Here is a 14,134-nt window from a genome sequence, read left to right as displayed (position 1 = left end):
ACCCGATTCTACATATACTGCCATATAGGCGGATGACGCACTGTTGAGGCTTGTCGTATTTGCGGCCCGCCGAAAAAAATTTTTTTTTGAGAGGTTGCTCAAAAAGTCGTCTTTTGATCACGAAGTTTGAACATTCACTTTGAGTAAAGGAGCGTTCTGTAATGGAGGAATGGAAAATAAAAATTGCGGAAAAAGCTCTGGAGAAAGGCATAATAAACGACCCGCAATGGATGCACAAGCTGGATGAGCTTGTTCCGTTGTGGGTCGTCTTGGAACTGGCGCTTCAGCTGGCTAACAAGCTGGAAAGCGAATATTCAAGTTATGATTAAGACAGCCGGAGCACGTCGGTGATCGCATCGTTTTTATCCACGGCAACAATCTGCTTCCCGAACGATTTGCGTTCTTCGATCGGACCGTCTTCGGTATAGATCGTAATTTTCGGCCCGCTTCCCAGTACCGCAACCAGGTGGAACGCTTCTTTGACTGCAAAAGCTCGAACGAGTCTGGAGCCGTTTGGTTTGACCCGCTTGCCCTCTTTGAATTCGAAGGTAAAGATCCCTTTGCCGCCCCGTCCTTGCACGGAGTAATCCATCAGCAGCGAACGTTTGGCGTAACCAAGATCGGAGATGACGAACACTTCTCCCTCCTCGCCCTCCACCCACTCGGAAGCGATGACTTCATCGTCTTCCTTCAGTTGAATACCTCTTACGCCCGCGGCAGCACGGCCCATCGGATTCACTTCATCTTCGCGGAAACGGATGCTGAGCCCCAGCTTCGTAACAAGCAGAATCTCCTTATTGTTCTGGCTCAACCTCACATCGATAACGGCGTCGCCTTCACCCAGCTTGCAGGCCACGATGCCGGTCGTGCGGTTGGTCATATACTCCTTCAGCTCGGTGCGTTTGACCTGGCCGTTTTTCGTAACAAACACAACGGATTTGCCGGGATCCTCAAAATCTTTGATCGGAATGACATTAACGATCCGGTCATCTTTCGGAATCGGGATGACGTTGACGATCGCCGTACCGTTTTCCTTCCACTTGTATTCGGGCACCTGATGTACGGGAAGTAAATAATACTGGCCTTTCTGGGTGAAAATCATCAGGCTCTCCAGCGTGTTGACCTCCAGCAGATGGCGCACATAGTCGCCTTCTTTGACGCCGGTGTTTTCGATCTCGCCGCCTGAACGGGTGAACGACAGCTTGCTTGTCCGCTTGATGTAGCCCTCGTTGGACAAGGTCACGTACACATCCTCCGCCGTCACCATCACTTCCAGGTTGACCTTCAGCTCTTCGACTTCGCCTTGTATGTCGGAACGCCGGTCAATCCCGTATTTATTGCGGATTCCCGTTATTTCCTCCTTGATGACGCCAAGCAGCTTCTTGGTGCTGGACAAGATACCTTGCAAGTACGCGATCGTTTTCATCGCTTCCTTGTGCTCTTTTTCCAGTGAATGAATCTCCAGATTCGTCAGCCGGTATAATTGCAAAGTCAGAATCGCATCGGCTTGGCGTTCGGTGAATCCATATTGCTGCACCAAGTTGTTTTGCGCGTCCTGGCGGTTTTTGGAAGCTTTGATCGTGGCGATCACTTCGTCCAAAATATTGAGCGCCTTCACCAAACCTTCAAGCACATGGGCGCGGTCTTCCGCTTTTTCCAGCTCATAACGCGAACGGAATGTCACAACTTCCTTCTGGTGCTCGATATAAGCGCGAAGAATGTCCAGCAGGCCGAGTTGTTTCGGCGTCTTGTTGACAATGGCGACCATGTTGAAATTGTAGGTCACCTGAAGATCGGTTTTCTTGAACAAATAGGCCAAAATGCCTTGCGCATCGGCTTCTTTCTTCAGCTCTACCACGATCCGCAGACCATTGCGGCCGCTTTCGTCGCGCACCTCGGCGATACCTTCGATTTTTTTCTCCAGACGGATATTTTCCATCGCCGTAACCAGCCGCGACTTGACGACCTGGTAAGGAATCTCCGTAATAACGATCTGCTGTTTACCGCCGCGCAGGTCTTCAATATCCGTTTTGGAGCGAACGTAAATCCGGCCTTTGCCGGTACGATATGCGTCGCGGATTCCTTCTTCGCCCATAATAATGCCGCCGGTGGGAAAATCGGGACCTTTGACGATGCCCATCAGATCCTCAAGGGATTGATCGGGATTGTCCATCAGCGCAATGCAGGCATCGATAACCTCACGCAAGTTATGCGGGGGAATTTCCGTTGCAAAACCGGCGGATATGCCGCTAACCCCATTAACAAGCAAATTTGGAAAACGCGAAGGCAGCACAACCGGCTCCTTCGTGGAATTATCGAAGTTATCTTTAAATTGCACAGTGCGTTTCTCGATATCGCGCAGCAGTTCCATCGCAATCTCCGACAGCCTTGCTTCGGTATACCGCATAGCGGCGGGCGGGTCATCGTCGATCGATCCCCAGTTGCCGTGTCCATCCACAAGCATATGGCCCATTTTCCATGGCTGAGCCATTCGCACCATGCCGTCATAGATCGAGGAATCGCCATGCGGATGGTAGTTGCCCATGACGTCGCCGACGGTTTTGGCCGATTTGCGGTACTGCTTGTCCGGCGTATTGCCGGCATCGTACATCGCATACAATATGCGCCGCTGCACCGGCTTCAGACCGTCCCGCACATCGGGGATCGCTCGGTCCTGAATAATATATTTAGAGTAGCGGCCGAACCGGTCGCCAACCATTTCTTCGAGATACGCGGGTAAAAAATTCTCGAGTATGCTCACTTACACCTCTCCTGTCGATAACGTTGCCTTTTATCCTGCAAATTCGCGCAGCCGGCGTTTATTCCGCGCGGTCTACTGCACGGACACCCGGACATAGGCGTCTACTCCTCGAATTCGGTGAAATCGACGTTTTCGATAATCCAGCGCTTGCGCGGATCCACCTTGTCGCCCATTAACGTCGATACCCTTCTTTCCGCTTTCGCCGCATCCTCGATCTGCACCTGAAGCAAAGTGCGGGATTCCGGATTCATCGTTGTTTCCCACAGCTGGTCGGGGTTCATCTCGCCAAGTCCCTTGTAACGCTGCAGTTCCAGGTTTTTGCCCATTTCCTTGGTCAAAGCGCTGAGCTGCTCATCGGTCCAAGCATACCTGATATTGCTTGTTTTGCCCGATTTTTTGGTCACTTTATACAGCGGCGGCTGGGCGATATATACTTTGCCGTTGTCAATGAGCGGTTTCATGTACCGGTAAAAAAATGTCAGCAGCAGCACTTGGATATGCGCGCCGTCCGTATCCGCATCGGTCATAATGATGATTTTGCTATAGTTGCTTTCGGATTGGTCGAATTCGGGGCCAACCCCTGCGCCAATGGCGGAAATAATCGCTTTATACTCCTCGTTGCGCATGATGTCGAGCAGCTTGGCTTTCTCCGGATTCATCGGCTTGCCCTTCAGCGGCAGAATCGCCTGGTATTTCGAATCCCGCCCCTGCTTGGCCGAACCGCCCGCGGAGTCGCCCTCCACGATAAACAGCTCGGTGCGGGTGTAATCCTTGGATTGAGCCGGCGTCAGCTTGCCGTTCAAGTTGGAGCTTTCGCTTTTGCCCTTCTTGCCGCTCCGCACTTCCTCACGGGCTTTACGCGCCGCTTCGCGGGCTTTGGCCGACTGAATCGCTTTTCTCATGATCAATTGCGCGGTTTGCGGGTTTTCCTCAAGGAAAACGGCCATCTTCTCGGCTACAACCGAATCAACCGCGCTGCGCGCCGAGGCGCTGCCAAGCTGGTCCTTCGTCTGTCCGACAAATTCGACTTCGCCCATCTTCACATTGATGACGGTCATCATGCCTTCGCGCAAATCCTGGCCGTCCAAATTTTTCTCCTTTTCTTTCAAAAAGGCGTTTTTCCGGGCATAATCGTTCAGCACGCGCGTATAAGCGGTTTTAAACCCGGTCTCATGCGTGCCGCCGCCCCGGGTCGGAATCGAGTTGACGAAAGAAACAATCGTTTCGGTGTAGCCGTCATTGTACTGCAGCGCCACTTCCACCTCGATATCGTCTTTCTCCGACATAAAATGAATCACATCGTGCAGCACCGTCTTTTCTTCGTTCAGAAACTGTACGAATTGACTGGCTCCGCCGTCGTATTGAAAGGTTTCTTCTTTGTCCGCGCGCTCATCTTTCAAATGCACCTGCAGACCGGAGTTCAAAAAGGCGATTTCCTGCAGACGTTCGGACAACGTATCGTAGCTCAGCGCTATGCCGTTTTGGAAAACACGTTTGTCCGGCTTAAACGTCACTTTGGTGCCGGTTTTATTTGTATTCCCCGTAATTTCAAGACCCGTTACCGGTTCCCCGACATGCTCCTTGCCGTCCGGGCCGGTCCAATATTCGAACCGCTGGCGATGCGTCTTGCCTTCACGGTAAATGACGACTTCCAGCCATTCGGACAACGCGTTGGTAACGGATGCGCCGACGCCGTGAAGGCCGCCTGATTTTTTGTAGCCGTTGCCTCCGAATTTGCCCCCCGCATGCAGCATCGTAAAGACGACTTGCGGTGTCGGTATGCCCGCCTTGTGCATCCCTGTCGGAATGCCGCGGCCGTTGTCCGTCACGGTGACGGAGTTATCTTTATGTATCGTTACATCGATTTTCGAGCAAAATTTCGCCAAATGCTCGTCCACGGCATTATCTACGATTTCCCACACAAGATGGTGCAGGCCGGAAGAGCTGGTGCTGCCAATATACATGCCCGGCCTTTTGCGAACAGCGACGAGCCCCTCCAGAACCTGAATGTCGTCTGCGCCGTAGTCGGAAGCTTGGGCTTCTGTGTTCGGAAATATGTCGATCTGCTCGGGCATTGAGGTTCCCCCTAAATAAAATATCCTGTCCGGACGAAAAACCAAAGGCTTACGTGTTGTCACGAATCCTTGATTTTCGATCCTTGGAAATTGTTTCTTATTTGTTACACGTTCTATTGTGCATTATATGCATTCATCCCGACTAGTTCAAGATGTCTTTTTTCGTAAATACCCAAAAAGAGGTGATAATCGAGGCAATTCCCCATATGGAAAGCACGGTTAACGAGAATCCCAGGCTCATTCCTTTGATCGGCGGCATTGCGCCGGATAAGTAGTCCGTTAAGCGTAAATTGACCATAAACAAATATTTGGCCGTCTCCCAAGACGATACCATATTCGTCAAAATCGTGCCGGCAATGATCAGCGCCAGCATGATGCCCATACCCGCCGCGGTGCTTCTCACCAGCACGGAAATCATCAGCGACATCACCCCGATGATCAGCGCCGCAAACCAGACGAGGCCGAATTCGATAATGAGATACAACCATTGTCCGACAGGCCGGACTGTGCTGAAATCAAGCTCCGTACCCGCCACCTTGAAGCCAATAAACAAAGGCATGTCCCATCCACCATACCCGAATATGATACCAGAAATCAAATAACATAAAGCAGCCGTCGATAATACGGTGAGTGATATGAATAGGATAAGCGTAATTAGCTTGCTTAGCAATATTTTCCATCGTTCGACCGGCCTGGTTAGCAGCAGCTTAATCGTTCCGTTCGAATGTTCGGAGGACACAAGGTCGGATGCGATAACCATGACCATCAACGGGATAAACAGGTTAATGGCGTTTTTAATGAACTCGACCGTAAACGTCACCGCATTGGGCGCCGAAGGGTTAATGTCGCGGTCCAAATAATACTGCAGCCGGCTGACCTCAACGCGCCGCCACTGCTTCCATTCTTCGGGAACGCGGTTGCTGCCAATGCTGCGCGTATAATCCGTAATTTTTTGCCGCAGCTCCACACGCCAATCCGCCGTTCCGAACTGCTTCAGATTGCTTTGCGATACTTTGAACTGCGCATAAGTAAACATCGGAATAAGTGCGGCCAAAATAAGCAGCACGACCAAAAACCGCTTTTTTTTGAGCATTTTAATACTTTCGTTTTGGATTAACGGATATATGCTACCCAATTCGCTCACCCTCCGTCAAGTTCAGGAACAAATCCTCCAGCGTCGGATTTCTCGTCTCCACTCCATATATGCGGACACCGGCAGCCACCATCTGTGCGGTCAAATCGGGAATGTCCGCTTCATTCATCTGGGTTGTTACGGTATGAACGCCGGCACCGGAGTCGTCCGCACTCACCGGTCCCGCAACCTGAATATGATCGTTTGCGGCAAAAACGGACAATGCCTGCTCGACAGGCTGCACGTTCCATACGACCCTGCCGCCGGCTTGTGCGATTAGCGTATCGACTTCGCCGACCTGCAGTACCTCGCCATGGCTAATGATCGCCACCCTATCGCACATCATCTGGATTTCGCTGAGCAAATGACTGGACACAAATAGGCTTAAACCCGTGGCGGCAAGCCGTTTAATAAATTCACGCATCTCTTTAATGCCTTGAGGATCCAAACCATTGGTCGGCTCATCCAAAATCAGAAGTTTAGGATACCCGAGCAGCGCCTGCGCGATTCCAAGCCGCTGCCGCATACCCAGCGAATAAGTGCGCACCTTGTCATGGATACGCTGATCCATCCCGACAATATCGACCACTTCCTGAATGCGCTGCTGGCCGACGCCGGGCAGCATGCGGGCGAAATGCTCCAAGTTCTCCCAGCCCGACAAATACGAATACAACTCCGGATTTTCCACGATACAACCTACATTTCGCAGCGCTTGGTTATGAGCTTTGTGCACGTCATAACCGCAAATCTCCACACTGCCTTCCGTAGGTTCGATCAAATCGACAAGCATCCGGATCGTTGTTGTTTTCCCGGAGCCGTTCGGACCAAGAAAACCAAAGATTTCTCCTGCGTACACTTCAAAAGAAATGCCTTTTATGATCCACTTGCCGCTTAGTTTTTTGCGCAGCCGGTTGACGGACAAGACGACTTCACGTTCATGCATCAAGCTGAAGGCCCCCTCTTCGCATTATTTCAAAATCTGAGCGACCCGCTCGGCAATCCGCTCATAACCGTCCTGGTTCGGATGAAAGTGATCGCTGTAAAGGTATTTGTTCAGGTTCAATTCGAACAAATCGTAGGTCGGCACCATGATCATGTGAGGATATTTATTCGCGATTTCGAAGGCCGCCTGATTCCATTTCTGAACAACCGCCGACCCTTCCCGCGCCGGATCCATATCCAAAAACGGATGATACAAGCCGATATAAAAAATCGGCGCCTGATCGTTCTGCTTGGCGACATAGTCGAGAATCGTCTCGAGCCGCTTCAGCGCCTCCGGCATCCGTTCTGCCGCGGCCTGGGCGTTAAAACCTTGGCTGCTTTGATCGAATACGCCTGTACCGCCCTCAAATAAATCGTTGCCGCCGATCGTCAGCATGATAAGATCGGCTTCTTTGAGCGCCGCGGACATATCCTTCTTCGTATCGATAGCGGTCAGCACGTCTTTGGTGCGGTAGCCCGGCACGGCATAATTGTTGTAGACAAATACCGGTTTGCCAAGCTGTTTCTCCAGCTTGTCGCGGACTTGTCCGACATAACCTTTTCCCGACAAATCGCCCGTTCCGGATGTTAGAGAATCGCCCAACGCCACGATCCGGACCTGCTGCTTGTCCGCCAGCGGTTCCGCTTTTTTGGCCTCTTCGGCAGGCTGCTGCTGCAGCAAACCGGCGGATGCCTTTGGGTACATAATCTGATTTACGCCATATACAAATCCGAAAATACAAAGGGCCGTTGCAAGAACGGCGCAAACTGCTACTGTACGCCACATCCATTTTGTCGATTTCACCGATGGTCCCCCCGACAGCTCAAGCTTGAAGTGAAACATGCATAACAATAGTTCAAGAGTAAAGCTTCTGATCCGATTTTGCAAATATGTGCCAGCGGGAATGGACAAAAAAACAACTCCGCTAGTAGTGTTAAGCGGAATTGCCAGTTTCATGCTTAGGATGATCAAATAGGATCATATGTTCCTATTTTATTCTAAAACAAGCCGCCTCCTTTTGCAAGAGACGGCCCTAGATTAAATCACTTCTTTTAAAAATTTGTACTGCGCTTGGATCAAGCCGTGATAAATCCCTTTATGCTCCATCAGCTGGCTGTGATCGCCCATTTCCATCAGCTCTCCGTGGTCCATGACCACGATATTGTCGGCTCCCCGGATCGTCGACAGGCGGTGTGCAATAATAAAGGACGTGCGGCCCTTAAGCAGCGTTTTCAGCGCCTCTTGAATTTTCAGCTCCGTTTCGGTATCGATGCTGGCCGTCGCTTCATCCAAGATGAGAATGCGCGGATCAGCGAGCAGCGCTCTGGCAAACGAGATCAGCTGGCGCTGCCCCATCGACAGCACGTTACCGCGCTCCTGCACTTCGGTATCGTAGCCGCTGGGCAATTTTGCGATAAAATCGTGCGCTCTGACCGCCTTTGCTGCTTGCTCCACCTCTTCGTCGGTGGCGTTAAGCCGGCCGAAACGGATATTGTCGCGGATCGTGCCGGAGAAAATAAACGTATCCTGCAGCACGATGCCGACCTGCGAACGCAAGCTGTTCAATGACACATCGCGAATATCGTGACCGTCGATCGTAATACTTCCGCTTGTTACATCGTAGAAGCGGCAGAGCAGGTTGATGATCGTGCTTTTGCCTGAACCGGTATGGCCTACCAGGGCAATGGATTGCCCGGCGCTGACGTCCAGGTTAAGCCCCTTTAACGCCCGCCGGCCCGGCTCATATTCAAACACTACATTTTCGAAGCGGATGTCTCCCTTGGCGGGCGGCAGTTCGCTCGGATTTTTCTTCTCGGGAACAGAGGGCTGTTCATCGATAAATTCAAAAATCCGCTCCGAAGAAGCCATCGCGACAAGCAAGTTGGAATACATCTGGCCAAGCCGGTTGATCGGCTCCCAGAAGTTGCCGATGTAGTTGGCGAATGCGACAAGCAGCCCCACCGTAATTTCCCCCTGCTGGATGAGGTAAGCCCCGTACCAGAACAAGATGCAATAACCGATGGCTCCCGTGACTTCGATGATCGGGTTAAAACTTTGGTTCATCGTGGAGGCGCGGTTCCAATGTTTCGTATTGTCGACGTTCATATGGTCGAAGAAAGCGATGTTTTCCTTCTCCTGCGTGAAAGCCTGCGTTACCTTGATGCCCTGAATACATTCGTTCAAGTGGGCGTTAATCCGCGAAGTGCGGATCTGCACCAGCTGCCAAGCCCGGCGAATGGCTACCCGCAGCTTGGTTGAAACAAGGAACATGATGGGAACGGTAATCATAATGGCGGCGCCAAGCTTGAAATTAAAAATGAGCAAAATAATAATGATGCCTGTCAGCTGCACGCAGTCGATCAGCAAGTTAACGATACCGTTGGTCAGCAAATCCTGCAGCGAATTGACATAGTTGACAATCCGTACGAGAATCGAACCGGCCGGACGTTTATCGAAGAAATTGAAGCTGAGCTTCTGAATATGGCTGAACAAGTCGTCCCGCAAGTCGTAAATAACGCGCTGGCCAATCGTATTTGTGTAACGGATCCGATATGTATTGGCTACCCATTGAATCAAATACAAGGCCAAAATGCCTGCAACGGAAAGCGCCAGCAGCTTTCCGTTGCCGACGAGCAGCGCCTTGTCGATCGCAAAGCTGATAATCAGCGGAATAAAAAGCTTTGACAACGCGCCGACACACATCATAACAATCATGACCGGCAAAAGCTGCCTGCCGTATGGTTTGATATATTTGCCCAGACGCCTGATCTGCGTCCAGTCGAACGGTTTTTCGATCTGCACATCGTCCTGGTATACGAAACGATGCTGCACGCCTTGCTTTTGATTGGAGTCTTCGGGAATTTGCCCCGCTTTTGCTGAACCGGTGGAACTCAAGGTGGTTACCTCCTAAGAACTTTCCGTAGGAAAGTTCGCTTCGTAAGGATATGCTTGGCTTTCCGAAGGAAAGCCCGCTTCGTAAGAGTATGCTGAACTTTGTGATAGCAAAGTTCGCTTCGTAAGGATATGCTTGGGCTTTCCGAAGGAAAGCCCGCTTCGTTAACTTGGGCTTTCCATCAAGAAAGCCGTTTCTTAAATATCGGCGTTACTTTCGGATCGCGGTACAGGTCCTCTTCGTCTTCGGTTTGCGAAGCGGCGGCGGTCAAGCGCTCCGAATCGGCCAGCATTTCGGCTTCGTTCCCAGCGGCAGCTCCCTGCGCCTGATTCCCGTCGATTGACAGATCATCGGCAAACTGAATCCGGTACGTTTTGAGATAAGGCCCCTCCTGTTTCATCAGCTGTTCGTGAGTGCCGCGCTGCACAATACGGCCTTCATCCAGCACAATAATTTCATCGGCATGCTTCAGCGACGAGATGCGGTGGGCGATAATAAACGTGGTGCGGCCCTGCATAACTTCTTGCAAATCCTGCTGAATTTCATGTTCGGTTTCCATATCCACGGCGCTTGTCGCGTCGTCCAATATCAAAATTTTCGGGTTTTTCAGCAGCGCCCGCGCAATCGCAATCCGCTGCTTCTGTCCGCCGGAAAGTCCCAGCCCGCGTTCGCCGACAATGGTGTCGTAACCCAGCGGCAGCTCCATAATAAAATCATGGGCTTTAGCGAACTTAGCCGCCCGTACCACTTCTTCCATCGACACGTCACGAATGCCGTAAGCGATGTTGTTGCGGATCGTTGAGGAGAACAAAAACGTTTCCTGGAACACAATCGCCATTTGCTGGCGCAAGCTTTCCAGCTGGGCGTCGCGGATGTCGATGCCATCCACCGTAATTTTACCCTGCCTGACATTATAAGCCCTCAGCAGTAGCTGAATGACCGTCGATTTGCCTGAACCGGTGCCGCCCAGCAATCCGATAATCGAACCTGCGGGAGCATCCAGATTAAAGTCCTGCAGCGCCGGCTGCTTATCCGGATAAGCAAACGTCACATTTTCAAATTTGACGTGGCCCTTGACTTGCTGCGGATTAAGTACAATTGCATTGTCTTTGTTTTTGACGTGTACGTATTGATGCAAAATTTCCAGCAGCCTCTCGCCGGCCGCTTTGGACTGCGTGTAGTTGTTAATGTGAAATCCGATTTGCCACATCGGACCGATGATATACCAGATCAGAGAGAAGCAGGCGACAAGCTCGCCAAGCGTGATCGTCCGGTCCAGCACAAAATAACCGCCGACCCCCAGAAGAATAACAACACTCGCATTTGCGAAAAATTCCATCCGCGGAAAGTACCTGGCCCAAATATTCGAGGTAACGACGTTATTGTCCTTATAATCTCCATTGCGCTGGGCGAATTTATCGATTTCATGAATCTCCCGGGCAAACGACTTGACGGTGCGTACACCCGTAATATTTTCCTGAACGGAGGTGGTCATCTCGCTCATTGATTTGCGGATTTGGCGAAAGGCCGGATGAATCTTCCCTTCAAACCGGATCGCCGTATAAACCAGGAATGGCATCGCCACCATGGTCAGCAGCGTCAGCTTCCAGCTGATGGTCATCATCATGATGGTGCCAAACGTAAACATGAAGATCACGTTTAAAATTTGCACAAAACCAAACCCGATAAAATCGCGCACTGCCTGCAGATCGGCCGTCAAACGCGACATCAAATCGCCGGTGCGGGCTTGATCGTAATACTGAAAGGACAAATACTGCAGTTTTTCGTACAACGCTTTGCGCAAATTGTAAGCGGTACGGTTGGCCAATTGGCCGCTTGTCATCCCTTGGCCCAGCATGAACAGCCCTTTGACGGTGACTACGCAAACGACAAGCAGCGCCAAATACGGTACGCCGTCAAATTGCTTTTTGGAAATCACCTCGTCGATCAAATACCGTAGCAGATTGGGGTAAACAAGCCCCAATGTCGTCGCGAGCAGCAAGCTGATGATCGCCGCGAACAGAAAGCGCCTCTCGGGCCAGTAATACTCTTTCAGTTGCCTGAAAACTTCCATTTTTCCCTCCCGCACCTGTGTGCCGTTGTCCGCTTTACAAGCCCAAATATGCGAGTCTGCAAGCGTTTTTATGAATATTAACACCATCAATCGTATGGAGCAACAAACGCTTATTCCATAATTCATGGTTTTGACACATTTAACCCCGTTTCCATACAAAAAATGCCTCTGATCCACCTATCTCACGTAAATGGTGCCAAATCCCGCCAATGAAAACCCTTTCAGTAAAAACGATAAAAAAAGGCAAAACTTCATCGCTAAAACGATAAAGCCTGCCTTAATCATGCGATTTTGCGCATTGTTTTCCTTTGCTACTTCAACAACGTAAGCAGCTCCTCTTTCTTACGCTGCAGCTCGTCTAAATCAAGCTTCATTTCGAGCGCATCGGTTAAGCCCGACACATGTTCCTCCAAGGCGGAAAGCTGCAGCTCGCGCAGCTGATCGAAACGTTCCGCGTATTGCCGGACATAAGCATGCTCCAAAAGCTCGGCATGTGCGGCGGCATAACGGTTCATCGGCTCGATAAGCTTTTGCTCCAGCTCGTTTTTCAGCTTTGCTTTGCCATCCCCTTCAAAGAAAGCTTTGGCATTTTTATAAAAACCGGCGAGCCATCTGACCTGAACGTCTTCCACTTCCAGCTTCAGCTCCAGCTGCGGCGTCACATAACGGCCCGGCTCATATTCACCGGCCGAATAAGCGTCCACCTTGCCGGCAATCTGCTCTTCCCAAGCCGCATAACGCTTGCGTCCCAACTCGTTCATTTTGTTCTCAATCCGCAGTGTGGTCGCCAGCGATTCCTGGGTCAAATCAAAGGCGATCATGCCCAGCAAATCATCCCACGCCGACTGCATCAGCGTCTTCGTATCGCGTCCGTCCTCACGGAAGGCCGACGGGTTAAACGCCAGATTAAACAGCTCCCCGTAACGGTACGAGGTTCGCTGCTTCACGTAATACAGCAGCTCTTGAATTTCTTTCGCCAGCTCCCGTTCGTCGTTGGACGCAGACGTGTCAAGCAGCTGCCGTTTGGCTGCGGCATGCGCCTCGCGGATCGTTTCGGCTTTCCGCTGCCGCTGCTGCACATCGCTTTGCGCCTCCACCATCCACTGCTCCAGCACATTTGCCGCCCGCTTTACTTCCTGCTCTCCGGAACGGACGGCGATTTCGGTCAGCTCTTCCAGCGAGAACTGCACGAAATCCCGTTCAAACGGCGGCAAGCCGGATTGCTCCTGCAGCTCCGCATCACCGGCCAGCTTGCCTTCCAGCGCGCGCTGGCTGGATACAGGGTAAATGCGCGGATGACGGATGCCATGCGTCAGCAAATTATCCTCGACGTGTTTTACGACGCCGTCCAGTTCCTCTTGGCTCGACGCCAGATCGGCGGCGTTGACGATAAAAAACATTTTATCCATTTCAAAGCTGTCTTTCACCCGGCCGAGCTGCAGCAGAAATTCTCTGTCCGCCTGCGAAAACGCATGATTATAGTAGGTGACAAAAAGGATCGCGTCCGCGTTTTTGATATAGTTAAAAGCAACTCCCGTATGGCGCGCGTTAATCGAATCCGCACCCGGCGTATCGACAAATACGATCCCCTGCTCAGTCAACGGATTGGAATAATACAACTCGATATAATCGACAAAACACGATTTGCTTTCGTCGGCCACATATTCGCGGAATTCGTCCAGACCAACGCGCAGCTCCTGGCCCAGATGCGGCTCAGCCGCCGTCCAGCCCTTCTCTACGGCTTTTAAAAAGGTAAAATGCGGTTTACCCTTGGCCGTCACATGAGCGGGCGACAGCTTGCCAATCGCGCGGATCGCTGAAGGCAGATCGGCGCTCTCAGAGCCAAGCACCTTCAGCGAATGCAAAATGTCGCTGCCCAGCGCATCCAGCGTTTTCATCTTTACTTTAACGCTGCCGTGCGGCCAATCGGCTTCCGGCGGCATGATTTTATTAATCGCCGCGGTCGTCGGATTCGGCGACACCGGCAGCACACGCTGGCCGATCAGCGCATTGGCAAACGAAGATTTGCCCGCGCTGAAAGCGCCGAACAGCGCGATCGTGAAGCGGCTCGAGGCGAGCCGGCCGGCCTTCTCGCGCATCGCGCGCGCCACCGAAGCGAGCGCGCGGATGTCGCCGATGGCGCGCTCCGCCGCCGTGAGCTGCGCCGCCGCGGCAGCGAGCCGCGCGCGGTGGCGGCTCGCGCCGAGCGCGCCGCCC

The 14,134-nt window shown here is 51.9% G+C and carries 9 protein-coding genes; 1 reads left to right on the top strand and 8 read right to left on the bottom strand.

Features of this window, described 5'->3' with window-relative positions:
• Window positions 1-161 precede the first annotated feature (161 nt).
• Window positions 162-329 (top strand): hypothetical protein, encoded by a 168-nt coding sequence (locus tag EYB31_RS40525; RefSeq protein ID WP_165452819.1) that lies wholly within the window; start codon window positions 162-164, stop codon window positions 327-329.
• Here EYB31_RS40525 and gyrA read toward each other — a convergent pair.
• The 8 genes from gyrA to EYB31_RS37745 all read right to left on the bottom strand — a co-directional run.
• Entirely contained in the window at window positions 326-2,761 is a 2,436-nt protein-coding gene (gene gyrA / locus EYB31_RS37780) for a DNA gyrase subunit A (RefSeq protein WP_131018789.1), read from the bottom strand. The genes EYB31_RS40525 and gyrA overlap by 4 nt on opposite strands.
• A 101-nt stretch (window positions 2,762-2,862) precedes the next feature.
• Entirely contained in the window at window positions 2,863-4,836 is a 1,974-nt protein-coding gene (parE, locus tag EYB31_RS37775) for a DNA topoisomerase IV subunit B (protein WP_131018788.1), read from the bottom strand.
• A 142-nt stretch (window positions 4,837-4,978) separates the two neighbouring features.
• Window positions 4,979-5,971, bottom strand: a complete 993-nt coding sequence (locus EYB31_RS37770; protein WP_131018816.1) for an ABC transporter permease — start codon at window positions 5,969-5,971, stop codon at window positions 4,979-4,981.
• Entirely contained in the window at window positions 5,964-6,911 is a 948-nt protein-coding gene (locus tag EYB31_RS37765) for an ABC transporter ATP-binding protein (protein WP_131018817.1), read from the bottom strand. Before EYB31_RS37765 ends, EYB31_RS37770 begins: the two co-directional genes overlap by 8 nt.
• 24 nt (window positions 6,912-6,935) lie before the next feature.
• On the bottom strand, window positions 6,936-7,754 hold the full coding sequence (locus EYB31_RS37760; RefSeq protein WP_131018787.1) for a GDSL-type esterase/lipase family protein: 819 nt from the start codon (window positions 7,752-7,754) through the stop codon (window positions 6,936-6,938).
• Window positions 7,755-7,988: 234 nt separating this feature from the next.
• Window positions 7,989-9,812: an ABC transporter ATP-binding protein gene (locus EYB31_RS37755; RefSeq protein ID WP_131018815.1), complete on the bottom strand. Its 1,824-nt coding sequence runs from the start codon at window positions 9,810-9,812 to the stop codon at window positions 7,989-7,991.
• 212 nt (window positions 9,813-10,024) lie between these two features.
• On the bottom strand, window positions 10,025-11,917 hold the full coding sequence (locus EYB31_RS37750; RefSeq protein WP_131018786.1) for an ABC transporter ATP-binding protein: 1,893 nt from the start codon (window positions 11,915-11,917) through the stop codon (window positions 10,025-10,027).
• A 311-nt stretch (window positions 11,918-12,228) separates the two neighbouring features.
• The coding region (locus EYB31_RS37745) for a dynamin family protein (RefSeq protein WP_240763204.1) at window positions 12,229-14,134 on the bottom strand (1,906 nt) is incomplete at its 5' end.

Origin of the sequence: Paenibacillus thalictri, assembly GCF_004307995.1 — a bacterium.
Lineage (GTDB): Bacteria > Bacillota > Bacilli > Paenibacillales > NBRC-103111 > Paenibacillus_AF > Paenibacillus_AF thalictri.
Note: the sequence above shows the minus strand (reverse complement) of the source record. Positions and strands in the feature narration are given on the sequence as shown.

Coding starts and splice junctions, on each gene's coding strand:
- EYB31_RS40525 (WP_165452819.1), top strand. CDS start 162: ATGGAGGAATGGAAAATAAAAATTGCGGAAAAAGCTCTGGAGAAAGGC.
- parE (WP_131018788.1), bottom strand. CDS start 4,836: ATGCCCGAGCAGATCGACATATTTCCGAACACAGAAGCCCAAGCTTCC.
- EYB31_RS37765 (WP_131018817.1), bottom strand. CDS start 6,911: ATGCATGAACGTGAAGTCGTCTTGTCCGTCAACCGGCTGCGCAAAAAA.
- EYB31_RS37750 (WP_131018786.1), bottom strand. CDS start 11,917: ATGGAAGTTTTCAGGCAACTGAAAGAGTATTACTGGCCCGAGAGGCGC.